The organism is Streptomyces sp. NPDC012474, assembly GCF_042955185.1.
Classification (GTDB): Bacteria; Actinomycetota; Actinomycetes; order Streptomycetales; family Streptomycetaceae; genus Streptomyces; species Streptomyces cahuitamycinicus.
On the sequence record NZ_JBIBEP010000008.1, the window covers coordinates 108700 to 131553 of the forward strand.

At 73.1% G+C, this 22854-nt stretch carries 18 protein-coding genes and 1 pseudogene; 14 read left to right on the forward strand and 5 right to left on the reverse strand.

Features of this window, described 5'->3' with window-relative positions; translation table 11 throughout:
* Positions 1-124: 124 nt before the first annotated feature.
* Entirely contained in the window at positions 125-325 is a 201-nt protein-coding gene (locus ACFY9S_RS19285) for a hypothetical protein (RefSeq protein WP_391129842.1), read from the reverse strand.
* A gap of 217 nt (positions 326-542) precedes the next feature.
* Between ACFY9S_RS19285 and ACFY9S_RS19290 the strand changes: the two genes are divergently transcribed.
* Positions 543-1778: a histidine kinase gene (locus ACFY9S_RS19290; RefSeq protein WP_391130404.1), complete on the forward strand. Its 1236-nt coding sequence runs from the start codon at positions 543-545 to the stop codon at positions 1776-1778.
* Between the two features lie 46 nt (positions 1779-1824).
* Complete coding sequence (locus tag ACFY9S_RS19295; RefSeq protein WP_391129845.1) at positions 1825-2502, forward strand: response regulator; 678 nt, start codon at positions 1825-1827, stop codon at positions 2500-2502.
* A gap of 16 nt (positions 2503-2518) precedes the next feature.
* Here ACFY9S_RS19295 and ACFY9S_RS19300 read toward each other — a convergent pair whose 3' ends face one another.
* Positions 2519-3538: a Gfo/Idh/MocA family oxidoreductase gene (locus ACFY9S_RS19300; RefSeq protein ID WP_391129848.1), complete on the reverse strand. Its 1020-nt coding sequence runs from the start codon at positions 3536-3538 to the stop codon at positions 2519-2521.
* Between the two features lie 128 nt (positions 3539-3666).
* Here ACFY9S_RS19300 and ACFY9S_RS19305 point away from each other — a divergent pair, with 128 nt between their 5' ends.
* The 5 genes from ACFY9S_RS19305 (at position 3667) to ACFY9S_RS19325 (ending at position 12050) form a co-directional block, all read left to right on the forward strand.
* Positions 3667-4404, forward strand: coding sequence for a UTRA domain-containing protein (locus ACFY9S_RS19305; RefSeq protein WP_391130407.1), 738 nt, complete (start codon positions 3667-3669; stop codon positions 4402-4404).
* Positions 4405-4560: 156 nt separating this feature from the next.
* The gene (locus tag ACFY9S_RS19310; protein ID WP_102913129.1) at positions 4561-5709 is read left to right on the forward strand and encodes an ROK family glucokinase; all 1149 of its coding nucleotides are present in this window, start codon (positions 4561-4563) and stop codon (positions 5707-5709) included.
* Positions 5706-6287 carry a sugar kinase gene (locus ACFY9S_RS19315; RefSeq protein ID WP_102913130.1) on the forward strand — a complete coding sequence of 194 codons (582 nt, stop codon included), beginning with the start codon at positions 5706-5708 and terminating at the stop codon, positions 6285-6287. The genes ACFY9S_RS19310 and ACFY9S_RS19315 overlap by 4 nt, the downstream gene beginning before the upstream one ends.
* Before the next feature lie 148 nt (positions 6288-6435).
* Entirely contained in the window at positions 6436-9288 is a 2853-nt protein-coding gene (locus ACFY9S_RS19320; RefSeq protein WP_391129853.1) for an SNF2-related protein, read from the forward strand.
* Between the two features lie 383 nt (positions 9289-9671).
* Positions 9672-12050 (forward strand): SWIM zinc finger family protein, encoded by a 2379-nt coding sequence (locus ACFY9S_RS19325; RefSeq protein WP_391130410.1) that lies wholly within the window; start codon positions 9672-9674, stop codon positions 12048-12050.
* A gap of 17 nt (positions 12051-12067) precedes the next feature.
* Here the strand turns inward: ACFY9S_RS19325 and ACFY9S_RS19330 are convergent, their stop codons facing one another.
* The gene (locus tag ACFY9S_RS19330) at positions 12068-13093 is read right to left on the reverse strand and encodes an RNA polymerase subunit sigma-70 (protein ID WP_391129856.1); all 1026 of its coding nucleotides are present in this window, start codon (positions 13091-13093) and stop codon (positions 12068-12070) included.
* Between the two features lie 348 nt (positions 13094-13441).
* Here ACFY9S_RS19330 and ACFY9S_RS19335 point away from each other — a divergent pair, with 348 nt between their 5' ends.
* The 5 genes from ACFY9S_RS19335 to ACFY9S_RS19355 all read left to right on the forward strand — a co-directional run bounded on the left by ACFY9S_RS19335 (position 13442) and on the right by ACFY9S_RS19355 (position 15895).
* Positions 13442-14005, forward strand: coding sequence for a hemerythrin domain-containing protein (locus ACFY9S_RS19335; RefSeq protein WP_391129859.1), 564 nt, complete (start codon positions 13442-13444; stop codon positions 14003-14005).
* A 502-nt stretch (positions 14006-14507) separates the two neighbouring features.
* Positions 14508-14711, forward strand: a complete 204-nt coding sequence (locus tag ACFY9S_RS19340) for a cold-shock protein (protein WP_067443276.1) — start codon at positions 14508-14510, stop codon at positions 14709-14711.
* Positions 14712-14830: 119 nt separating this feature from the next.
* On the forward strand, positions 14831-15319 hold the full coding sequence (locus ACFY9S_RS19345; RefSeq protein WP_391129862.1) for a GNAT family N-acetyltransferase: 489 nt from the start codon (positions 14831-14833) through the stop codon (positions 15317-15319).
* A gap of 13 nt (positions 15320-15332) precedes the next feature.
* Complete coding sequence (locus ACFY9S_RS19350; RefSeq protein WP_391129865.1) at positions 15333-15536, forward strand: hypothetical protein; 204 nt, start codon at positions 15333-15335, stop codon at positions 15534-15536.
* Positions 15537-15586: 50 nt separating this feature from the next.
* Entirely contained in the window at positions 15587-15895 is a 309-nt protein-coding gene (locus tag ACFY9S_RS19355) for an SCO5918 family protein (protein WP_391129868.1), read from the forward strand.
* A 689-nt stretch (positions 15896-16584) separates the two neighbouring features.
* On the opposite strand, the pseudogene ACFY9S_RS19360 reads toward ACFY9S_RS19355, so the two are convergent.
* Positions 16585-17076, reverse strand: a pseudogene (locus ACFY9S_RS19360) (sugar phosphate nucleotidyltransferase); the annotation flags it as partial.
* A 19-nt stretch (positions 17077-17095) separates the two neighbouring features.
* Positions 17096-20347, reverse strand: coding sequence for a BTAD domain-containing putative transcriptional regulator (locus ACFY9S_RS19365; RefSeq protein WP_391129871.1), 3252 nt, complete (start codon positions 20345-20347; stop codon positions 17096-17098).
* Between the two features lie 146 nt (positions 20348-20493).
* On the opposite strand from ACFY9S_RS19365, the gene ACFY9S_RS19370 reads away from it, so the two are divergent.
* Entirely contained in the window at positions 20494-21078 is a 585-nt protein-coding gene (locus ACFY9S_RS19370; protein ID WP_391129874.1) for an NAD(P)H-dependent oxidoreductase, read from the forward strand.
* 60 nt (positions 21079-21138) lie between these two features.
* Positions 21139-22719, forward strand: a complete 1581-nt coding sequence (locus tag ACFY9S_RS19375; RefSeq protein WP_391129876.1) for an MFS transporter — start codon at positions 21139-21141, stop codon at positions 22717-22719.
* The last annotated feature ends 135 nt before the right edge of the window (positions 22720-22854 follow it).

Here is a 22854-nt window from a genome sequence, read left to right on the forward strand (position 1 = left end):
CCGGCCCGTACAACCAGGCCCAAACCAGCACTCACCCACACTCATCAGAAGTCACTACCGCGCAGTCTTCCGGCAGCAGTCCACAACCCCGCCCCGGCCGCGGGCCGGACATCCGTCAGGCCGCTCAGACGGACTTCCGGCTCCCGGCCGCCGCGAACAGGGCGACCCCCAGCACGAGCAGCGCGACGCTCGCGTAGATCTCGTAGCCGTCGAGGAACCCCAGTCGCCGCACCAGGCCCCAGTGCCAGTCGGTGAACTCGTGCACCAGGCCCGCCACTCCCTGGACCAGGGCGAGGAAGCCGAGAACCTCCAGTACCTGCTTCATGCCGTCAGCCTCGCCCCGCGCGCTCCCCACGCACATCGGCCGCTAGGCGGGCCCCCGAGGGCGGAAGTTCCCGCTCCGGTGCCACGACGGCATCGAAAGTCTGCGCCGGGGCGACTTTGGTCGACGATCCCGCGCGAGGGCGGGTGCGGCGGGCTTCCGCTGCGTAGATTTGGCCCTCGTGAGTGGTGACGACGTGGGGCACGCCTCCCCCCTGCCGATGGGAGAGACGCCCGCGCTGTGCACCGGGCGCAGATGGTTCTTCCCGTCGGCCCTCCTGCACGAACTCGACCCCGACGCCGCACGGGCCGGGCGGCGGCCCCGGCGCACCGCCCGCGACTGGGTCGTCGACTTCTCCTGCTTCCTGCTGGCCGTGGTGGTGGGCGCGACCGCCGTGGAGGCGCTCGCCGACAACCCCCACGTGCCCAACGAACTCGCCGTCGTGGACCAGCTGATCGGTGCCCTGGCCTGCGCGGCGGTCTGGCTTCGGCGCCGCTGGCCGCTGGGGCTGGCCGTGGCGATGACGCCCGTCACCTTCGTCTCGGACACCGCGGGCGGCGCGGGTCTGATCGCCTTGTTCACCCTCGCGGTGCACCGCCCCTTCCGCTCCGTGGCCTGGGTGGGCGGTATCAACGCGGCGCTGGTCCCGCTCTACTACTGGCTGCGCCCCGAACCGGACGTCCCCTACCTGTTGATCGTCCTCTTCGTCGTGCTGCTCACCGTGGCGATCGTCGGCTGGGGCATGTTCGTACGGGCCAAGCGGCAGCTCATGGTGAGTCTCCGGGACCGCGCCCGGCGCGCCGAGACGGAGGCGCGGCTGCGGGCCGAGCAGGCGCAGCGGCTGGCCCGCGAGGCCATCGCGCGGGAGATGCACGATGTGCTCGCCCACCGGCTGACCCTGCTGAGCGTGCACGCCGGTGCCCTGGAGTTCCGGCCCGACGCGCCCCCGGCCGAGACGGCCCGGGCGGCGGGCGTGATCCGGGAGAGCGCGCACGACGCGCTCCAGGACCTGCGGGAGATCATCGGCGTGCTGCGCGCGGGCGAATCCGACGACACCGGCCGGCCGCAGCCGACCCTCGCGGCGGTGGACGCCCTGGTCGCCGAGTCACGGGAGGCGGGCATGAAGGTCGCCCTGAACCACCGCGTGGAGGATCCCGCCGCCGTCCCGTCCTCCGTCGGCCGCACCGCCTACCGGATCGCCCAGGAGGGCCTGACCAACGCGCGCAAGCACGCGCCCGGAACGGAGGTCACGGTGACCGTCACCGGCGCGCCGGGCACCGGCCTCACCGTCTGTGTGCACAACCCGCCGCCCGAGGGCGAGGTGCCACCCGTCCCCGGCTCCGGTCAGGGCCTGATCGGCCTCACGGAGCGGGCGACCCTGGCGGGCGGCCGGCTGGAGCACGGGCCCACCCCGCAGGGCGGGTTCGAGGTGTCGGCCTGGCTGCCGTGGAGGTGACGACTTGTGCGCCGCCGCCCGGCCCGGTCGTGATTACTTAGGGCCCATGACTGCGATCAGACTGCTCCTCGTCGACGACGATCCGCTGGTGCGGGCCGGGCTGTCCTTCATGATGGGCGGCGCCGACGACATCGAGATCGTCGGCGAGGCCGCCGACGGCGCCGAGGCGGAGGCCCTCGTCGACCGCACCCGCCCGGACGTCGTCCTCATGGACATCAGGATGCCGACGGTGGACGGTCTCACGGCCACGGAGCGGCTGCGCGCCCGCGCCGACGCCCCCCAGGTGGTGGTGCTCACCACGTTCCACGCCGACGAGCAGGTGCTGCGCGCGCTGCGCGTGGGTGCCGCCGGGTTCGTCCTCAAGGACACCCCGCCGGCCGAGATACTCGCGGCGGTGCGCCGGGTCGCGGCCGGCGACCCGGTCCTGTCGCCCACGGTCACCCGCCAGCTGATGCGGCACGCCGCCGGCACGGCGGCCGACACCCGCCGCACCCGAGCGCGGGAACGCCTGGCCGTCCTCAACGACCGCGAGCGCGAGGTCGCCGTCGCGGTCGGCCGGGGCCTGTCCAACGCCGCGATCGCCACCGGCCTGTTCATGAGCGTCGCCACCGTGAAGACGCACGTCTCGCGCATCCTGGCCAAGCTGGACCTCAACAACCGGGTGCAGATCGCGCTGCTCGCCTACGACGCGGGGCTCCTGGAGGGGGAGCAGGAAGAGCGCTGACCGCCGCTGCTCGCCGTCAGACGAACGCGGGGGAGGTGCCGGCGATCTCGGCGAGGTGCACCGGCCTGCGCTCCCGCCGCGACAGCTCGCACGCCTCGGCGATCCGCAGCGCCTGCAGCGCCTCGCGCCCGTCGCAGGGATTGGCCCGCTCGCCCCGGACGACCTCCACGAACGCGTTCAGCTCGGCCTCGTAGGCGGGGCCGAAGCGCTCCAGGAAGCCCGTCCACGGCTTGTCCGCGGCCGGTGGCCCGGTCGGCTCGGTGGAGGCGATCGGCGTACGGTCGTCCAGGCCGACCACGATCTGGTCGCGCTCCCCGGCGAGCTCCATGCGCACGTCGTAGCCGGCCCCGTTCATCCGGGTCGCGGTGAGCGTGGCGAGCGTGCCGTCGTCCAGGGTGAGCAGCGCGGCGGCGGTGTCGACGTCGCCCGCCTCGCGGAACATCCGGGGACCGGCGTCGGACCCGGCGGCGTAGACGTCCGTCACCTCCCGGCCGGTCACCCAGCGCAGGACGTCGAAGTCGTGGATCAGCGTGTCCCGGTACAGCCCGCCGGACAGCGGCAGCCACGCGGCGTCCGGCGGCGCCTGGTCGCTGGTCAGGGCCCGCACGGTGTGCAGCCGCCCCAGCCGGCCGGAGCGCACGGCCTCGCGCGCGCCCGTGTAGCCCGCGTCGAAGCGGCGCTGGAAGCCCATCTGGAGAACCGTCCCGGCCGTCTCGACCTCCGAGATCGCGCTCAGGGTCCCCGGCAGATCCAGCGCGATGGGCTTCTCGCAGAACACCGGCAGGCCCGAGCGTGCTGCCCGACCGATCAGTTCGGCGTGGGCCGACGTCGCGGTCGTGATCACGACCGCGTCGACCCCCCAGCGGAAGATCTCCTCCACGCCGGGCGCCGCCGTCTCACCCAGCCGGTGCGCCAGATCCTGGGCCCTCGCGGAGTCCGCGTCCGTGAGGATCAAGGAGCCGACGTCGCGATGACGGCTGAGCGTGTTCGCGTGGATGGTGCCGATGCGGCCCGTACCGATGACGCCGATGCGCATGAAAACAAAGTGCGTGCCCAACTCGCCGCTGTCAATCTGTATGTCCGGACAATCTGACTACACGACTTCCCGTCAACAGCGCGCGGAGCTACGCTCGGCCCGTGCCGAAACCAGAAGTGGACCCGACCGTGCAGCTCGAGCTGAGCGTGGACCGCAGCTCTCCCGTGCCGTTGTACTTCCAGCTGTCACAGCAGCTGGAGGCCGCGATCGAGCACGGCACGCTGACCCCCGGCAGCCTGCTGGGCAACGAGATCGAACTCGCCGCCCGGCTCGGCCTGTCCCGGCCGACCGTCCGTCAGGCCATCCAGTCGCTCGTCGACAAGGGCCTCCTCGTCCGTCGCCGCGGCGTGGGCACCCAGGTCGTGCACAGCCAGGTCAAACGCCCACTGGAGCTCAGCAGCCTCTACGACGACCTGGAAGCGGCGGGCCAGCGCCCGGCCACCCGGGTCCTCGTCAACAAGCTCGTCCCCGCCTCCGCCGAGATCGCCGCCGCACTCGGTGTCGCCGAGGACAGCGACGTCCACCGCGTGGAGCGCCTCCGCCTCGCCCACGGCGAGCCCATGGCCTACCTCTGCAACTTCCTGCCCCCCGGTCTCTTCGACCTCGACACGGACCAGCTGGAGACCACGGGCCTCTACCGTCTGATGCGAGCGGCGGGCATCACCCTGCACAGCGCCCGCCAGTCGATCGGCGCCCGGGCGGCGACGACGGCGGAGGCGGACCGCCTGGCGGAGGAGACGGGCGCGCCGCTGCTCACCATGCAACGCGTCACGTTCGACGACACGGGCCGGGCCGTGGAGTACGGCACACACACCTACCGCCCGACGCGCTATTCGTTCGAGTTCCAGCTGCTCGTACGGCCGTGACGGTCATGCCGCTGAGGGGCGCGGGGCTGTGCCCATGTGCGGCTCAGCCGCGTGGGCGCGAGCAACTCACCACTCACCGCACCCGGCAATGATCCGCGCCACCCCGCCCCTGCCCCGCTCCGCACACGCCCCCGCCGTGAGGCAGAATCGGCGGCGATGAGCACCTACCGCGACTTCACCGCCCCCATCGGCTCCCGCCGTGCCACCGTGCTCCGCACCGTCGGCACCCGGGAGCGCCGCTCGCACCTCACGGCGCCCCGCGTGCCCACGGTCGGCATCGACATCGGCGGTACGAAGGTGATGGCGGGCGTCGTCGACGCCGACGGCAACATCCTGGAGATGCTCCGCACGGAGACCCCGGACAAGTCCAAGAGCCCCAAGGTCGTCGAGGACACCATCGCCGAGCTGGTCCTGGACCTCTCCGACCGGCACGACGTGCACGCCGTCGGCATCGGTGCGGCCGGCTGGGTGGACGCCGACCGCAACCGCGTGCTGTTCGCCCCCCACCTGTCCTGGCGCAACGAACCGCTCCGCGACCGCCTCTCGGGACGGCTCTCCGTACCCGTCCTCGTGGACAACGACGCCAACACCGCCGCCTGGGCGGAATGGCGCTTCGGCGCCGGCCGCGACGAGGACCACCTCGTCATGATCACCCTCGGCACGGGCATCGGCGGCGCGATCCTGGAGGACGGCCAGGTCAAGCGCGGCAAGTACGGCGTCGCCGGCGAGTTCGGCCACATGCAGGTCGTGCCCGGCGGCCACCGCTGCCCCTGCGGAAACCGCGGCTGCTGGGAGCAGTACAGCTCCGGAAACGCCCTGGTCCGCGAGGCCCGCGAGCTGGCCGCCGCCGACTCGCCCGTCGCGTACGGGATCATCGAGCACGTCAAGGGCAGCATCGGCGACATCACCGGTCCGATGATCACCGAGCTGGCCCGTGACGGCGACGCCATGTGCATCGAACTGCTCCAGGACATCGGCCAGTGGCTCGGCGTCGGCATCGCCAACCTCGCCGCCGCCCTCGACCCGTCCTGCTTCGTGATCGGCGGCGGTGTCTCGGCCGCCGACGACCTGCTGATCGGCCCGGCCCGGGACGCCTTCAAGCGGCACCTCACCGGCCGCGGCTACCGTCCCGAGGCCCGTATCGTCCGGGCCCAGCTCGGGCCCGAGGCCGGCATGGTCGGCGCCGCCGACCTCGCCCGGCTGGTCGCCCGCCGCTTCCGCCGGGCCAAGCGCCGCCGCGTGGAGCGCTACGAGCGGTACGAGCGCTACACGCAGTCGCTCCGCAGTACCCAGGAGACGCCGTGACCGCATCCCTGCCCCACCAGGGATCCTGGCCCGACGAGCCGGACCGTCCGGTCGAGGACCGCCGTCACATGATCCGCCGCAGGGCCCTCACCCTGCTGATCATCGTGCTGCTCATCGGTGTCCCGGCCGGCTACCTCGTGATCTCCGCGAACCAGAGCCGCGACAGCGGCAGGGACAAGGAGGCGAAGTACTCGGCGACCGGCCTGACCGAGGGCTGGCCCTCCAAGCTCCAGCGCCGGATCTACCAGGTGCCCGTCCCGCACCCGGCCTGGCACGTGGCGTACTACGAGACCAACAACTGGAAGACCAGCCGCCTCTACACCCAGTTCGAGACCAACGCCGCCGGCCTGGACGCCTACCTGACCGGCCTGGGCGTGACCCGGAAGGACCTGAAGCAGGGCGCCGTCACCATCGGCGCCCGCGACCGGAAGGTCACCGGCTGGAAGTTCGCCACGACCGATGCCTGGTACGGCTTCGTCCACCGGCAGAAGAACCCGGCCCCGACCCACGACGTGGTCGTGGACCTGTCCAACCCCGCGTACCCCTGGGTGTACGTCGTAGCCCGGACCGTGCCCTAGCCTCCGGCCCGGTGCCGGTGCCGGTGCCGGTGCCGGTGCCGGTGCCGGTGCCGGGAGGCCTGGGCTGGTGCCGGGGCCGATTGTCAGAGCCCGCCCGTAGAGTCGGAGACGACTGATCCGACATGCGGGGCGGGAGGTGGCAGGACGTATGGGTAAGACGGCTCCGACAGCCGAACGGTCCGGGGACGCGACGGTCCCGGTCCGCCTCCCGGCCGTCTTCCTGCCCGCGCCCCTCCCGCGCGAGGGACGCATCGCCTTCTGGGACCCCGAGGGCGAACCCCTGCCCGCCGGGGACCCGGAGCACACCGCCGCCACCCAGCTGACCGTCGTACGACGGCACGGCGCCGCCGGGGTCCGGCGGCGCACCACCCCCGCGCTGACCCTCCCGCTCGACGCGGCCCTGCCGCTCCTCGTGCGCGCCCGGCACGACCCGGCGGCCCACCCCGCCACGGCCTGCTGGGGCGCGGCCGCCCTGCACGCCCTGCGGCTGACCGCCCGCGGCAGGCTGCTGCCCGGCCTGACCGCCACGGGCCACGACGCCTGGCGCGCCGGCCCCCTCGACCCGGACGACATCGGGCACCTGCGCGCCGTCGCAGCCGCCCTGCCCCACGAGGGCCACGCCGTGCCGCTGCCCGGCCCCGGCCCGATCCGGCTGCCCGAACCGGAAGCACTGGTACGCGCCTTCCTGGACGCGGTCGCCGACACCCTGCCCCGCACCCCGGCCGCGCCCCACACCTCCGGCAGGCCCTTCGCGGCCCGCGAGCCCCAGCATCTGCCCGCCGCCCACGACTGGGCCGCCGAGGTCGCCGCCGGCATGGACGCCGGCGTGCGCATCTCGCTCCGCCTCGACCTGTCGGCGTACGACCTGTTCGACGACACCTCCGACGGCCGTGCCCGCAGTGCCGGCGCCGCGATCGTCCAGGTGCACAGCCTCGCCGACCCCACCCTCGTCGCCGACGCGGCGGCCCTGTGGGCGGGGCAGGCCGGCGACGCCTTCGGGCCCCGCGCGCGCGTGGACGCGGCCCTCGCCGTCCGCCGCGCGGCCCGCGTCTGGCCCCCGCTCGACCGGCTCGCCGACCAGGACGTGCCCGACGTGCTGGCCCTGACCGAGGACGAGCTGAGCGACCTGCTCGGGGTCGCGGCGACCCGGCTCGCCGCGGCCGGAGTCGCCGTGCACTGGCCGCGGGACCTCGCGCAGGACCTGTCCGCCGCGGCGGTGGTCCGCCCGGCCCCCGGCTCGGCGACCGACGGCACCGGCTTCTTCGAGAGCGAGGACCTCCTCCAGTTCCGCTGGCAGCTGGCGCTCGGAGGCGACCCGCTCACCGACACCGAGATGGACGCCCTCGCCGAGGCCCACCGCCCGGTCGTGAGGCTGCGCGACCAGTGGGTGCTGGTCGACCCGGCGCTCGTGCGCAAGGCCCGCAAACGGGACCTGGGCCTGCTCGACCCGGTCGACGCGCTGTCCGTCGCCCTCACCGGCACCGCCGACGTCGACGGTGAAACGGTCGAGGCCGTCCCCGTGGGCGCGCTGGCCGCCCTGCGCGACCGCCTGACCGCGGGGATCCACCCGGCGGAACCGCCCCCGGACCTGCGGGCCACCCTCCGGGACTACCAGCTCCGTGGCCTGGCCTGGCTCGATCTGATGACCACCCTCGGTCTCGGCGGCTGCCTCGCCGACGACATGGGCCTGGGCAAGACGGTCACCCTCATCGCCCTGCATCTGAAGCGGGCCCGCCGTGAGCCGACACTGGTCGTCTGCCCCGCCTCCCTGCTGGGCAACTGGCAGCGGGAGATCATCCGCTTCGCCCCGGGCGTGCCCGTCCGCCGCTTCCACGGCCCGGACCGCAGCCTCGACGGCCTGGACGGCGGATTCGTCCTCACCACCTACGGCACCATGCGCTCGGCGGCCCCCGCCCTGGCCGGGCGAGCCTGGGGCATGGTCGTCGCCGACGAGGCGCAGCACGTCAAGAACCCCTACTCGGCCACCGCCAAGGCGCTGCGCACGATCCCGGCCCCCGCGCGCGTCGCCCTGACCGGCACGCCCGTGGAGAACAACCTCTCGGAGCTGTGGGCCCTGCTCGACTGGACGACCCCCGGCCTCCTCGGCCCGCTCAAGTCCTTCCGGGCCCGGCACGCGCGTGCCGTGGAGACCGGCGAGGACCAGGAGGCGGTGGAGCGCCTCGCCCGACTGGTCAGGCCCTTCCTGCTGCGCCGCAAGAAATCCGACCCGGGCATCGTGCCCGAGCTGCCGCCCAAGACGGAGACCGACCACCCCGTCCCGCTCACCCGTGAACAGGCCGCGCTGTACGAGGCGGTGGTCCGCGAGTCGATGCTCGCCATCGAGACCACCGAGGGCATGCCCCGCCGCGGCCTGGTGCTGAAGCTCCTCACGTCGCTGAAGCAGATCTGCAACCACCCGGCGCTGTTCCTCAAGGAGGAGCACCACCCGGCCGCCGGCGACCGGCTCGCCGCCCGCTCCGGGAAACTCGCCCTGCTCGACGAGCTGCTGGACACGCTGCTGGCGGAGGACGGGTCCGCCCTCGTCTTCACGCAGTACGTGGGGATGGCCCGCCTGATCACCTCCCACCTGGCCACCCGCGCGGTCCCGGTCGACCTCCTCCACGGCGGCACGCCGGTCCCCGAGCGGGAGCGCATGGTGGACCGCTTCCAGGCCGGTTCGACGCCCGTGCTGGTGCTGTCCCTCAAGGCGGCGGGCACCGGCCTCAACCTCACCCGGGCAGGACATGTCGTGCACTTCGACCGCTGGTGGAACCCGGCCGTCGAGGAGCAGGCCACCGACCGTGCCTACCGGATCGGCCAGACCCAGCCGGTGCAGGTGCACCGCCTCATCACCGAGGGCACCGTCGAGGACCGTATCGCCGAGATGCTCCAGTCCAAGCGCGCCCTGGCCGACGCGATCCTCGGCTCCGGCGAGTCCTCCCTCACGGAACTGACGGACCGGGAGCTGTCCGACCTGGTGTCCCTGCGGAGGTCGTCATGACACCCGGCCCGGCCGACGAGGCCCGCCGGGCCCTGCGGGAGGCCCGGCAGCGGGCGGCCCAGGACCCCGACCGGGCAGCCGCCGCCCGTCCTGAGCCGTCCCCTGCCGGGGGAGCCACAGACCAGGACACGACACCCGCACCGGCAGCCGCGGCACGCGAGGCGCTGCGGCGGGCGGTGGCCGAGCAGCGGGGGAGCGGGTGGGGGGACACCGGTGCCTCCGAGGTCGCTCACTCCTCCGAGGGTGCCGGCGCGCCCGGGGACGCCGATGCCCCCGAGGCTGCCGCTGGTGGGCGAGGCGACCGGGGTGCGCCCCAAGTCTCCGGTGCCACGGTAGAGGCCGGGGGCGCCGGAGACTCCGAAGAGGCCGGTGGGCAGGACAGCATGACTGCCCCCGAGTCGGTCTCCGGGTCGGGCGGAGGACCGGAGGTCGCCGACGCGCCCCGCATCGCCGGCGCGCCCGGGGACACCGCGGCGGCCGCGACGCCCAGGTCACGCACGTCCAGCGGCCCGCAGACGAGCCCGGCGGGGGCCACCCCGGCCGGTGCGGCTCCCGTGGGATCCGATGCCCAGGCGGGTACCGAGCCACGCGCGGCGGACGTCGCGCGCGAGGCGTTGCGCGCGGCGCGGGACGACGCGCGGCGGGCCCGGGAGGAGACAGAGCGGGAGGGGGTCCGACGCAGGCGCCGGGCTCGGCAGAGTGCCGTGGACGACAGGGCAGCGGCTGCGCGACGGGCGGGCGCGGACGCCAACGCCCGGGCGCGTGACCTACGGCAGTTGCTGTCCGACGCCTTCCGGATGCCGGACCTGGCGGACACGGACACGGACACCGACGACGATGAGCTGGCGACCGGACCGCGGGGCCGGTCCTCTCGCATGGTCGACCTGCTGTACGGCCCCGACGACGGGGGCCCGGAGAGGCCCGGCACCGCCGACAGCCCGGAACCCCGGCCGCAACCCTCGGCCGCCCCGACCGGGACGAGCGACTCGGTGCCGGGTGACTCGCACCCGGCCCTGCGCACCGATGGCCCGGCACGCCGTGACGGGGACCTGGCCCCGCACCTTGATGGCCGGGCAGGGCGTGACGTGGACCTGGCTCCGCGCGCCGACGAATCGGCACGGCGTGACGGGGGCTCGGTTCTCGATGGCCCGGCACGCCGTGAGGGGGACCTGGCCCCGCAGCTGGATGGTCAGGCAGGGCGTGACTCGCACCCGGCCCTGCGCACCGATGGCCCGGCACGCCGTGATGGGGACCTGGCCCCGCACCTTGATGCCCCGGCACGCCCGCACCCCGACGACCCGGTACCCCGTGATCCCGACCCCGCCCCGCACACCCCCGCCCCCATGGCGCCGCCCCTGGCACCGGATCCCGCCCCGGCCCCGCCAGGAGCCCGGTTCCACCACCCCGTTCCGTCGGGCTCCGGGCCGGTCGGTCCCACGCCGCCCTCGACCCCACCGACGCGCTCTGCGTCTCACGCCCCCCGCTCTGCCCGGTCCACCCCTTCCATGGCCGCCCCCACCCGTGACCACGAACTCCGCCGCACCTTCCCGCCCTTCCCACCCCGGGACGGCGACCGTTTCGCCGAGAGCTGGTGGGGAAACGCCTGGGTCGGTGCGCTGGAGCAGGGCGCGCTGGACGTGAAGCGGCTGGAGCGCGGGCGGGCGTACGCGGGGCAGGGACATGTCGACGCCATCACCGTGACGCCCGGGCTCGTGCTGGCCTACGTCCAGGGCAGCCGCCCCCGCCCGTATCGCGTCCAGGTACACCTGCGTACGCTCGACGACACCGACTGGGACCGCTTCCTGGACGTGGCCGCCGACCGCCCGGGGCACATCGCAGCGCTGCTCGACAGGGAGATGCCGCAGTCCCTCGCGGAATGCGGCGTGCCGCTGCTGCCCGGCCCCGGGGACCTGGAGCCCCGGTGCAGCTGCCCCGACCGCGGTCACCCCTGCAAGCACGCGGCCGCCCTCTGCTACCAGACCGCCCGGCTGCTCGACGCCGACCCCTTCGTCCTGCTCCTGCTGCGCGGCCGGGGCGAGCGGGAACTGCTCGACGCGCTGTCCCGGCTGAGTGCCACCCGCGTGGCGCGCGCCGCGCGGGACAAGGGACCGGCGCCCCTGCCCGGCGTGCGGGCCGCGGAGGTTCTCGCCTCGCGCGCCCTCCCGCCCCTGCCCGCGCCCTTGCCCCCGCCTGCGCACCCCGAGCAGCCCCCGGCCTACCCTGCGGCCCCCGGCGGCCCGGACCCCTTCGCGCTGGACCAGCTCGCCACGGACGCCGCAGCCCGCGCCCACGCCCTGCTCTGCACCGGCCGTGACCCGGTCGGGCGGCTGACCTTCTGGCAGGACGCGGTGCGCCTGGCCGCGGCCCGCCCCGGGGTGGGACTCACCGCCGGCACCCGGTCGCTCTACTCGTCCCTCGCCTCGGCGGCGGGCCGCACCCCGTCCGAGCTGGCCCGGGCGGTCGCCGCCTGGCGTCAGGGAGGATTGGAGGGCCTCGCCGTACTGGAGGAGCCGTGGGACCCCCCGGCCGGGCGGTTCGACCGGGCCCGCCCCCTCCTGCTCGCCGCCGACCTGCCCGCCTTCCGCCCCTGGCGCAACCACCTCACCCACCCCCGGGGCCACCTCCAGCTCCGCCTCGGCCGTGACGGCCTCTGGTACGCGTACGAGTCCGAGCCGGGCCACGACGACTGGTGGCCGAGAGGCACTCCCGACCTGGACCCGGTCGGGGCCCTCACCGGCCTCGGTCTGCCGAGCGATACCTGAACGCACCCCGGTGCCGACTACTCCGCGAAAGGTCCTGTGCCGTCCGCCGCCAGCCGCTCGGGCAGTCCGAGCCGTGGGAACCGGTCGTCGTGGAAGGTGACGATCTCGGCGATCGCCCCGCCGGTGACGCGCAGGACATCGATCGTCAGCGGCAGGTATGCGCCCTCCCCGTCCCGCCAGAGGTAGAAGGCGACGGCGGGCTGCCGGTTCACTGAGGTCGGGACGGCGCGCAGGCCCTTCATGCCCTCGAAGCCGCTCTCGACCCAGTCGTTCACCACCGTGTCGCGGCCGACGTACAGGCCCGGCGTGGGCGGCATCGAGCAGCGGACGTCGTCCCGCAGCATCGCGGCGAGCGCCGGGATGTCCGTGGCCACGCTGGCATCGGTGAAGCGGCGCACCAGCTCGCGCGTCCCGGCGTCCTGCTCGCCGCCGGTCCAGTCCTGCCGCTCGGCGGGCAGATGCTCCCGCATGCCCGCGCGGGCTCGCTGCAGCGCGCTGTTCACGGAGTTGACGGAGTCCCCGAGGGCCTCCGCGACGTCCTTCGCCGGCCAACCGAGCACGTCCCGCAGAATCAGCACGGCACGCGGGCGCGGCGCGAGGTGCTGGACCGCGATCACGTACGCCAGCTCGATCGTCTCCCGCGCGACGGCGACGGTCTCCGGCTCGTCCGCGTCGCCGGCGGGCAGCTCGTCGAGCAGCCGGTCCGGGTAGGGCTGCAGCCACAGCACCTCACCCCCGGTCGCGGGCTCCGGGCGGCGCTTGGCGAGCAGGTCCAGGCAGGCGTTGGTGGCGATCCCGTACAGCCAGGCGCGGAACGTCGACCGCCCCGCGAAGGTCTCGCGCCGCCGCCAGGCACGCAGGAACGTCTCCTGCACGGTGTCCTCGGCGTCCTCGAACGACCCGAGCATCCGGTAGCAGTGCACGTGCAGCTCCCGCCGGTGCCGCTCCGCCAGCCCCGAGAACGCCGACTCGTCGACCTCGCCCAGCCCGCTCCCGCCCGGCCCGCTCACGCCCAGCTCCTCCAGCCGTGTGTCCGCACTCATCACGTCATCCTTCCGCCTCGTCGTGTCCCGTCCTAGGTGTGACGGGCTCGGGCGCGAAAACTCATCACCTCACACGACCGAACGTTTCCGTCCTCGGCGGGGCCGGGCTGTCGACCTGGTGAGAACGAGGACGGTCTGTGCCCTTGCCCACGGCAGCCTGCCGCGTGTCCCGCGACGCCCTTCGGGCACTCGGCCTCACGACGGTGACCGGGTGAGGCATTGCTGGAACCGCTCCCCGACCGCGCCGGCCTGGGCGGTGATCCGGGCGGTGATCCGGGCGGAGCACTGGGCAGAGCCGGTCGGCCCCCGGTTACGGAAACGACATGGCTACAAGGAGTGGAGAACCCCATGGGACACGGCGGCAACGTCATCCAGGAACTGACCACGGATCACCGCGAGGTGGACGAACTCTTCTCGCAGATCGAAGCCCTGCCGGGAGCGGACGGGCAGCGACGGGAACTGGCGGACCGGCTCACCATGGAGCTGATCCGGCACTCGGTGGCCGAGGAGGAATACCTGTACCCGGCGGTGCGCCGGTACGTCGACGGGGGAGACGACCTCGCCGACAAGGAGATCGCCGACCACGGCGAAGTCGAACGCATGCTCAAGGAGCTCGAAGACTGCCGGCCCGGGGACGGACGTTTCGACACGCTGATCCTGCGACTGAAGAACTCCGTCACGGCCCATGTCAGCGACGAGGAGAACCGGCTCTTCCCGATGCTGGCCGACGTCTGCTCCGCCGACGCCCTGGAAGAGCTCGGCGAGAAGGTCCGCTCGGCCAAGCAGCACGCTCCCACCCGCCCGCACCCCTCCGCGCCGGACACCCCACCCGCCAACAAACTCCTCGCGCCCGGTACCGGCATGGTCGACCGCCTGCGCGACATGCTCAGCGGGCGCGGCAAGCAGTATTGACAGGACCCAGAGAGCCTCTGGCGCTTCCCGGCCCGGCATGCGACCGGGTCGACGGTCAGCGCGGGAACCCCGGCACGCAGAGCGAGCACCATCCGGTGCAGCCGGTCGGTGACGACCAGGTCGGCCGCCACCCAGGGACCCGTGGAACGGGCGGTGCTCGGCATGCTCCGCGACGGACACCCGTCCGAGGGCCGTGAGAGACCTTCAGCCTCTGCGTCGGTGCGGCAGAGGTAGCTCTGCGGCTCGTTCGGACCAGAGCCCCCCCGGCCCGTGCCCATCGCCTGCACGGCCTTCATGACGGCCGCGCAGGCTTCTGCCGTGTTTCCGCTAGCGGCTGCCGCCGAGCCGGTATAGCGTTGTGATCAGCAGTCGTGGTTCCGAAGTCCCGTTCGCCCGTGATCGCCATCACGGGCGTTCTTGCTGTTCAGCGCCGCTCCGGACCAGGGCGATCACCTCCGGGTGCGCAGGTCGCGGGCCCGGCATTCTCTCGAAGGAGACGGTCATGGCCACCGGCACTGTCAAGTGGTTCAACAGCGAGAAGGGATTCGGCTTCATCGAGCAGGACGGAGGCGGCCCCGACGTCTTCGCCCACTACTCCAACATCGCCGCCCAGGGCTTCCGCGAGCTGCAGGAGGGCCAGAAGGTGACGTTCGACGTCACCCAGGGCCAGAAGGGCCCGCAGGCGGAGAACATCCGCCCCTCCTGATCCCGCAGCCTCGGTAAGGCCGGTTTCCCTTCGGGGAGCCGGCCTTACCGCCTGTCGGACTCGTGCCCGAGCAGCCGAACCGCCGCAGAAGGCACCCCACGGTGCGAAATACTCTCCCCATGAGTCCACGCAGGTCCCCGAGCAGCCGGCCGGTCACGATCCGGAGGGCCGTCGCGCGGGACGCCAAACGGCTCACACGGCTCGTACGCGGCTCAGGAGCCTACGAGGGCGAGTACGCATCCGCAGTCGCGGGCTACAGGGTGGGCCCTGACTACATCGAGGCCCACCGCACCTTCGTAGCCGTCGGCGCCGACGAGCAGGGAGACCGGGTCCTCGGGTTCTACTCGCTCGTCCTCGCTCCACCGGAGCTCGACCTGCTGTTCGTCGCCGACGAGGCGCAAGGACGGGGGATCGGACTACGGCTCGTCGCGCACATGCGGGGCGAGGCCCGTGCCGCCGGGCTGGACCGGGTCAAGGTCGTGTCGCATCTTCCCGCCGAGGGCTTCTACCACCGTGCCGGTGCGGTGCGAACCGGGACCGCGCTCGCGAACCCGCCCGCCGTGCCGTGGGACCGTCCCGAATTCGAGTTCCGCATTCCCTCGGAATGACGGGATGTGCCGGTTGGAGAGGCACCGCCTTCGCCAGAGTTCCGACTACACGGACCGTGTCCGCCTGCGCGACATCCTCGGCGACCACGGTTCGTTCGCCTCATCCGTGACCATGATGGCCGAAGCCGAGTACGCGATGTGCACCCGTCGGCTCGGTATCCTGTCGGTGGTCGACGAGCAAGGCAGCGCCCCGGGCGTCCTCGCCCTCTCCCGCTGAAACACCCCGCCCCTGGTCGGACCGTTCTTTCCTTCTCCCTGTGAGGCCACATGCGCTGCGTCATCGCCCGCTTCCCCTTCGAGCTCACCAAGGCCGGCGTGCTGGAATCGATGAAGGGCGTCAAGCCCGAACCGGTCACCGGCGAATCGGTGATCATCGGCCGCCGCCACTACCCCGTCAAGCAGGTCGGCCAGGTCATCACGCGCCAGGACCGCCGTGACTTCAGCGCCGCCGAAGTCCTGCGGGCCATGGCTCAGCTCGGCTTCACCTGCCGCGCCGTTCCCAAGGAAGCGCCCCTGGGCATGCTCAGCCCGATGCAGCACGCCTCCGCGATGCTCGGCACCCCCGCCACGGCCTGACCGGGTAAACGGACACGAGCCGACACCTGAGCAGCAGTGTGGGCCCGACCGGTACGCCGGTCGGGCCCACACCGCGTGCAGCGGGTTCCCGTCGCCGTTGCCCCGCAGGACGGCCGAGTCCGGGAAGTCGACGATGCTCGCCCACCGGAGATCCGGTGGGCGGCCACAGCCGGGGCGCCGGGTGCGGGAGGGGCGCGTGGACGGACGGAAGGATCCGCCCACGGCCCACCTGAAGACGAAGAACCCCGTGAAGCGCAGGAGGCCTTGAGGGCCGACGAGGTCTGTCAACCGGTCAGGCCGGCCTCGGGCCGGGAGGGTTCAGCGGCGCGCGGCGGTCGGCTCGGAGGTCACCGTGGAGGTGAACGCCACCCGGCCCGCCTGGACGGCGCTCACTTTGACGCGGTTCCTGCCCCACGCGTCCGGCTCGGCGGGCTCCGCCGTGATCAGGCAGGGCTGGTCGAACTCGACGTAGCGCAGGAAGGTCGTGTCGAAGCAGACAGCCGTGGAGGACCGGGACAGGAACCGCGCGTGCGCGGCCTGACCGGCCGCCCACCAGCCGGGTGGTTCCGGTACCAGTCGACCGTCTCGCGCAATCCCTCCTCGAACGGCACCCGCGGCTCGAAGCCCAGCTCCTCGCGGATCTTGGTGCCGTCGAGGGAGCTTCGCTAGCCTTCACGCAGGCCCCGTTTCTCCGCCAGCCACTGGATGGCCTCGGTGATCTCCAACTCCCCCCGGGCGCTCGGCCGGATCCGGTCGACCGCCCGGTGAATGACGGACGTGAAGACATAGACACCGATCAAGGCGAGATCACTGCGCGGTACGGCCGGCTTCTCGGCCAGCCTGGTCACCGTGGCCGACGCGTCGACCTCGGCGACCCGAAAGCCCGCGGGTCGGCGACCTTCTGGACGACGATCTGGCGTCGGGACGTTGCGCGGCGAACGTGCGGGCGATCTCGGTGATTCCTTCCGGCAGCACATTGTCGCCGAGGTACATCAGGAAATCGTCGTCGCCCAGGAATTCCCGTGCGATCAGCACGCAGTGGGCCAGTCCGAGCGGCTGGGCCTGCGGAAGGTAGGTGATCCGGGCTCCGAACCGGGCGCCGTCACCGATTACTTCGCGGATCTGGTCCGCCCGGGGCCGACGACCACGCCGATAACAACCGCACGGGCCCCGGGCCGCACGGGCCCGGGGTTGCGACTGTCAGCCGGCCGGGGGCTGCTGTGCGGCCTCCTCGGGACTCAGCGTCCCGCCCTGCTCGAAAGCGGCAGTGAAGCCGTCCTCGCCCAGCCGCGCACGGGCGCCCGAGGCGATCCGGTCCACGTCGTCGCGCTCACCCTCGGGCAGGGGAGTGCCCACCCGGGCCCGGGCCGCGGCGGCCGCGCCGAGGAGACGCGCGGCCCTCTCGGCGCGGCCCGCCAGGAGTTCCGCGCCGGCCAGGCCCTCGAGGCCCAGGGCGACCGCGCGCGGATCACCCGACTCCCGCGCCGCCGCCAGGCCGTCCCGTTGCAACGTCTGGGCGGTGCGCACATCGCCGCGCAACTCCGCGATGAACCCCAGCTCGGCGAGGATCAGCGACGGCACGCCGGGCTGGTAACCCATGCGCCGGTGCACGTCGAGCACGTTGCGCATGTGATGCTCGGCGGTGTCCAGATCGCCCTGCCGGCGGGCCCCCATCCCGAGCCCGATCTCGGCGAACTGCTCGCCGAAGTCGTCCGACTGCTCCACGGCGAGCCGTCTGGCCCGCTCGTGGTACTCCCCGGCCATCGCGTAGTCACGGGTGAGCAGGGAGATCCGGCCCAGTCCCGAGAGATGGAACGACACCTCGGGCCACAGCCCGAGATCCTCCGCCATGCGCAGCCCGTCGCGCAGGAGCCGCCCGGCCTGCCGGTAGTCACCGACCACCTCCGCCAGGGTCTGCAACGGCACCATGGCACGCAACTGCCCCCACCGGTCGCCCAGTTCGCGGAAGATCGCCAGGCTCTGCTCGCCGTACCTGCGCAGGGTGCCGAAGTCGCCGCGCAGCTTGGCGATGAAGGCCTGGCTGCTCAGCGCCGCCGCGGTGCCCCAGCGGTCCTCCAGCGAACGGAAGGTCATCAACGCCCGCTCGATCAGTTCCTCACTGGGCGTCAGGTCCCCCACGCCGTACAGGTTGGACCCCAGGAACCACCGGGCGTGCGCCTCGCCGGCAGGCTCGTCCAGCTCCTCGTAGGGGCGCAGCGCGGCACGGTACTCGGCCAGCGGGTCCTTGCTGCCGCCCAGGAGCAGCCTGGTTCCGCCCAGCCCGGCGGTCGCCTCGGCGACCGCCGGGGTGGCGGGGGCCCGCGGAACGAGGGACAGGGCCGTGGCCAGGGACCGTTCCGCCTCGCGGTTGCGGCCCCGCAGGTGCCAGTACCACGCCAGGGCGTTGACCAGCCGCAGGGCCCCCTCGCCGTCCTCGCTGTGCACGGCGCTCTCCAGTGCCGTGCGCAGGTTCGCCGTCTCGGCGTCGAGGCGGCGCAGCCACTCCCGCTGCCCGTGGCCGCGCAGATGCGGCCTGGCGCGCTCGGCGACACAGGTGTAGTAGGCGCGGTGGCGCACCTGCAGGGCCTCCAGCTCACCGGCCTCGCGCAACTGCTCCAGGCAGTACGCCGTGACCGACTCCAGCAGCCGGTAACGCGGCCCGTCGACCCCGTCGGTCACGACCACCAGGGAGCAGTCCACCAGACGGGCCAGCAGGTCGAGGACCTCCGCGCGGTCCACGCCGGGACCCGCGCACAGCTCCTCCGCCGCCGCGAGGGAACAGCCGTCGGCGTGCACGGCCAGGCGGTGCAGGACGGCGCGCTCCCGCGTGCCGAGCAGGTCGCAGCTCCAGTCGATGACCGCGCGCAGCGTACGGTGGCGCGCCGGGGCGTCCCGGGTCCCGGCGGCCAGCACCGTGAACCGGTCGTCGAGGCGGGCGGCCAGCTCCCGCACACCCAGAGCGCGCACCCGGGTGGCCGCCATCTCCAGGGCGAGAGGAATACCGTCGAGACGCCGGCAGATGGAGACCACGAGGCCGATGGTCTCCTCGCTCAGCCGGAAACGGGGAGCCGCGGCGCTTGCCCGCGCCGCGAACAGTTCCACGGCGCTGAACCGCAGTGCGTCCTCGGTGCTCAGGCCGTCGGCGGACTGCGGCAGGGTCAGCGGAGGCACCTCCACGAGCTGCTCCCCGCCGACGTTGAGCGGAGCCTGACTGGTCGTCATGAGATGCAGCCGGGGCGCCGCCTTCAGCAGCCGTGCCGCCAACTCGGCGACGGGCTCGACGACATGCTCGCAGTTGTCGAGGACCAGCAGGGTTCGCTCGTCGCCAAGGGCGTGCACCACCCGAGCGGTGGAGGACAGCGGGTCGCCGTCCGGGGCGGTGCGGGAGGTGATGTCGTCGCGCACGCCGAGCACGGCCTCGACCACCTGGTGCACCTCGGTGGCCGACGTGGGGGAGCGGTCGAGGGAGGCGAACTCCGCAAGACGGACGCCGCCGGGGAAGGCCGGGCCTAGCCCGGCCGCGGTCGCCAGGGCCAGCCGGGTCTTGCCCACGCCGCCGGAGCCGGTCAGGGTCACCAGCCGGTGCCGGTCGACGAGTTCACGCAGTCGCTCGACGAGCGCGTCCCGGCCGATGAGATCGACGGGCGGGGCGGGCAGGTTCGTCGGCGGGCGGGCCGCGGTGGTGCTCGGCGACGGCACGGCCGCCAGGTCGGGGCTCTGCGTGAGGATGGCCTGGTGCAGCGATGCCAGCTCGGGCGACGGGTCGACACCCAGGTCCTCGGCGAGCCGCTCGCGCAGTTCGGCGTAGCTGGTGAGGGCGGCGCTCTGCCGGCCCGCGAGATACAAAGCCCGGATGTGGGCCGTACGCAACCGTTCGCGCAGCGGATGCAGGGCCACCAGGTCCGCCAGCTCGTCGGCGACCAAGGCGTGTTCGCCGAGTTCCAGCCGGGTCTCGGCCTGTTCCTCCAGTGCCGTCAGGCGCTGCTCCTCGAGCCGGCCGGCCGCGTTCCGGGCGAACTCCTCGTCGACGAAGTCGGCGAACGCCGCACCCCGCCACAGGGCCAGCGCCTCGGTCAGCAGCTTCGTCCGGGCGCGGGGATCGGTGCTGCGCCGGGCGCGGGCCGTCAGGTCGGTGAAGCGGTCGGCGTCGACGGCACCGGACGGAACCCGAAGCTCGTAGCCGGGTGCGCGGGAGACCACCAGGTCCCGGCCGCCGGGCGCGGCGTCCTCCAGGGCCCGGCGTAACTGCCACACCTTGTTCTGCAGCACACCCACGGGGTTGTTCGGCAGATTCTCGCCCCACAGGTCGTCGATCAGCCGGTCCACGGACACGGGCCGACCGCGGTGGACCAGCAAAGCGGTGAGCAGAGCACGAACCTTCAGCTCCGGCACCCGCACCTGCCGGCCCTGGGCCGTCCACACCGCAAGCGGGCCGAGCACCCCGAAACGCATGTGATCACGCTAGCCGAAGGGGGCGGTCCGCGACAGGACGAGGCCGAGTGAAGAGCGGCCGAGAGCGACCGAGAGCGGACCGGGATCGGACCGGGGGCGGCGTCGGGCACGGTGACGACCGAGGAGCCGAGCACACGGAGGGAACCATGCCTGAGCCCACACTGCGGGTGTCCGTCATCATCGGCAGTGTCCGAAACGGCCGCTTCGGTCCCACGGCGGCGCGTTGGATCGCCGACGAGGCCGCCAAGCGCGAGGACCTCGCCGTCGACGTGATCGACCTGGCGACAGCGTGGCTGCCCGAGGTGCTGCCGGCGGACGAGCACGCGGAGCGGCCCGCCACCGTCCAGGACCTGGCGCCGTGGCTGTCCCGCGCCGACGCGTTCATCATCGTGACGCCGGAGTACAACCACAGCTTCCCCGCCTCGCTGAAGAACGCCATCGACTGGTACGTCGACGAGTGGAAGGCCAAGCCGGTCGCGTTCGTCTCCTACGGAGGCATCGCCGGCGGTCTGCGCGCCGTCGCCCATCTGCGGGACGTGTTCCCCGGGCTGCACTCGGTGACGGTGCGGGACTCCGTCGCCTTCCCCGAGTACCGCACGCGCTTCGACGACGAGGGCCGGCCGGTGAACGCGACGGAGTACGAGACCGCCGCCAAGACGATGCTCGACCAGCTGACGTGGTGGGGACGCACACTGCGCGACGCGCGGGCCGTGCGGCCCTATCCCGGCTGAGGCTCCCATCACCGTTCCCGTGGTCCGCACCACATCGCCCCGACCCCTGGAAGGACACCCATGTCATCTCATGTCTCCCCGGCGGCGCCGGCGAAGGCAGGAACCCGCGAGTGGCTGGGTCTGGCCGTGCTCGCCCTGCCCACGCTGCTGCTGGCGCTCGACCAGAGCGTGCTGTTCCTCGCGCTGCCGCACCTGGCGGAGTCCCTGCATCCCACCGGCACCCAGACGTTGTGGATCATGGACATCTACGGCTTCATGATCGCCGGTTTCCTGGTCACCATGGGAACGCTCGGCGACCGCATCGGCCGGCGCAAGCTGCTGCTGATCGGCGCCGCGCTCGTCGGTGCCACCTCGCTCCTGGCGGCCTACTCCACCAGCGCGGAGATGCTGATCGCCGCCCGGGCGCTGCTGGGTGTCGCCGCGGCCACGCTGATGCCCTCCACGCTCGCCCTGATCAGCAACATGTTCCAGGACCCGGGCCAGCGCGGCCGGGCCATCGCGGTGTGGGCCAGCTGCTTCATGGGCGGCACCGCGCTCGGCCCCATGATCGGCGGCGTGATGCTGGACCAGTTCTGGTGGGGCTCGGTCTTCCTGCTCGGCGTGCCCGTCATGATCATCCTGCTGGTCGCCGGTCCCGTCCTGCTGCCCGAGTACCGTGACCCCGACGGCGGCAGGCTGGACCTGTTCAGCGTCGCGCTGTCGCTGGCCACCATCCTGCCGGTCATCTTCGGCCTCAAGGAGATCGCCCGCTACGGCTGGCAGCTGCTCTCGCTGCTGGTGATCGCGGCCGGTGCGGCCGTCGGCGCGGTGTTCGTCCGCCGGCAGACCCGGCTGGCGCACCCGCTGCTCGACCTGCGCCTGTTCCGCTCCGGGGCCTTCACCTCGTCGTTGCTCGTGCTGATGCTGGCGATGGCCACCATGGGCGGCAGCTACCTGTTCATCACCGGGTTCCTGCAGATGGTCGAGGGCCTGTCGCCCACCGCCGCCGGCATGTGGATGGTGCCCTCGGCGCTCGCCTCGATCGTGGCGGCGCTGATCGCTCCCGGTCTGACCAAGCGGCTGCCCATGGGAGTGGTGATCGGCAGTGGTCTCGCCCTGACGACCGTCGGCTACCTCCTGGTCGCGTTCGTCGACCCGGTGGGCGGACTCCCGCTGCTGATCACCGGCTTCGTGATCGCCTTCTTCGGCACAGGACCGATCGGCGCCCTGGGCACCAACCTCGTGGTCAGCTCCGCACCCCCGGAGAAGGGAGGTTCCGCGGCCTCCCTGTCCGAGACCAGCGGCGAGTTCGGGGTGTCGCTCGGCGTGGCGGCGTTCGGCAGCCTGGGCACCGCGCTCTACCGCGGTGACATCACCGTCCCGCAGGGAGTGCCGGCCGAGCACGCGGAGACGGTGCGCGGCGGCATGGAGGGCGCGATCGTCGCCGCCCAGGACCTTCCCGCGGACCTGCGCGACCAGGTGCTCGCGGCGGCGCGCGAGGCGTACACCGCCGGGCTCAACGTAGTCGGCGTCGTCTGCGCCACGCTCATCGCCGTCACGGCGGTACTCGCCGTGACCCTGCTGCGCAAGGTGGGCGGCACCCCGCCCCCGCAGGACGACCCGGTCGCCTCCCACGGGGAGTCGGTCCCGGCACGTTCCTGACCGGACACCCCACAGCGCGGTCCCTTCGCCACCTCGGCGGAGGGACCGCGCTGTGCCCGTTCCGGCGCCACCGGTGGACCTGACACATGAAGCGGCCCCTTCATGGACCCCCTCCACGGCCGTGGACAGCATGGT

Coding starts and splice junctions, on each gene's coding strand:
- ACFY9S_RS19345 (WP_391129862.1), top strand. CDS start 14,831: ATGAGTCCACGCAGGTCCCCGAGCAGCCGGCCGGTCACGATCCGGAGG.
- ACFY9S_RS19375 (WP_391129876.1), top strand. CDS start 21,139: ATGTCATCTCATGTCTCCCCGGCGGCGCCGGCGAAGGCAGGAACCCGC.
- ACFY9S_RS19365 (WP_391129871.1), bottom strand. CDS start 20,347: ATGCGTTTCGGGGTGCTCGGCCCGCTTGCGGTGTGGACGGCCCAGGGC.
- ACFY9S_RS19335 (WP_391129859.1), top strand. CDS start 13,442: ATGGGACACGGCGGCAACGTCATCCAGGAACTGACCACGGATCACCGC.
- ACFY9S_RS19285 (WP_391129842.1), bottom strand. CDS start 325: ATGAAGCAGGTACTGGAGGTTCTCGGCTTCCTCGCCCTGGTCCAGGGA.
- ACFY9S_RS19300 (WP_391129848.1), bottom strand. CDS start 3,538: ATGCGCATCGGCGTCATCGGTACGGGCCGCATCGGCACCATCCACGCG.
- ACFY9S_RS19325 (WP_391130410.1), top strand. CDS start 9,672: ATGACTGCCCCCGAGTCGGTCTCCGGGTCGGGCGGAGGACCGGAGGTC.
- ACFY9S_RS19310 (WP_102913129.1), top strand. CDS start 4,561: ATGAGCACCTACCGCGACTTCACCGCCCCCATCGGCTCCCGCCGTGCC.
- ACFY9S_RS19320 (WP_391129853.1), top strand. CDS start 6,436: ATGGGTAAGACGGCTCCGACAGCCGAACGGTCCGGGGACGCGACGGTC.
- ACFY9S_RS19370 (WP_391129874.1), top strand. CDS start 20,494: ATGCCTGAGCCCACACTGCGGGTGTCCGTCATCATCGGCAGTGTCCGA.
- ACFY9S_RS19340 (WP_067443276.1), top strand. CDS start 14,508: ATGGCCACCGGCACTGTCAAGTGGTTCAACAGCGAGAAGGGATTCGGC.
- ACFY9S_RS19355 (WP_391129868.1), top strand. CDS start 15,587: ATGCGCTGCGTCATCGCCCGCTTCCCCTTCGAGCTCACCAAGGCCGGC.
- ACFY9S_RS19295 (WP_391129845.1), top strand. CDS start 1,825: ATGACTGCGATCAGACTGCTCCTCGTCGACGACGATCCGCTGGTGCGG.
- ACFY9S_RS19330 (WP_391129856.1), bottom strand. CDS start 13,093: ATGAGTGCGGACACACGGCTGGAGGAGCTGGGCGTGAGCGGGCCGGGC.
- ACFY9S_RS19290 (WP_391130404.1), top strand. CDS start 543: ATGGGAGAGACGCCCGCGCTGTGCACCGGGCGCAGATGGTTCTTCCCG.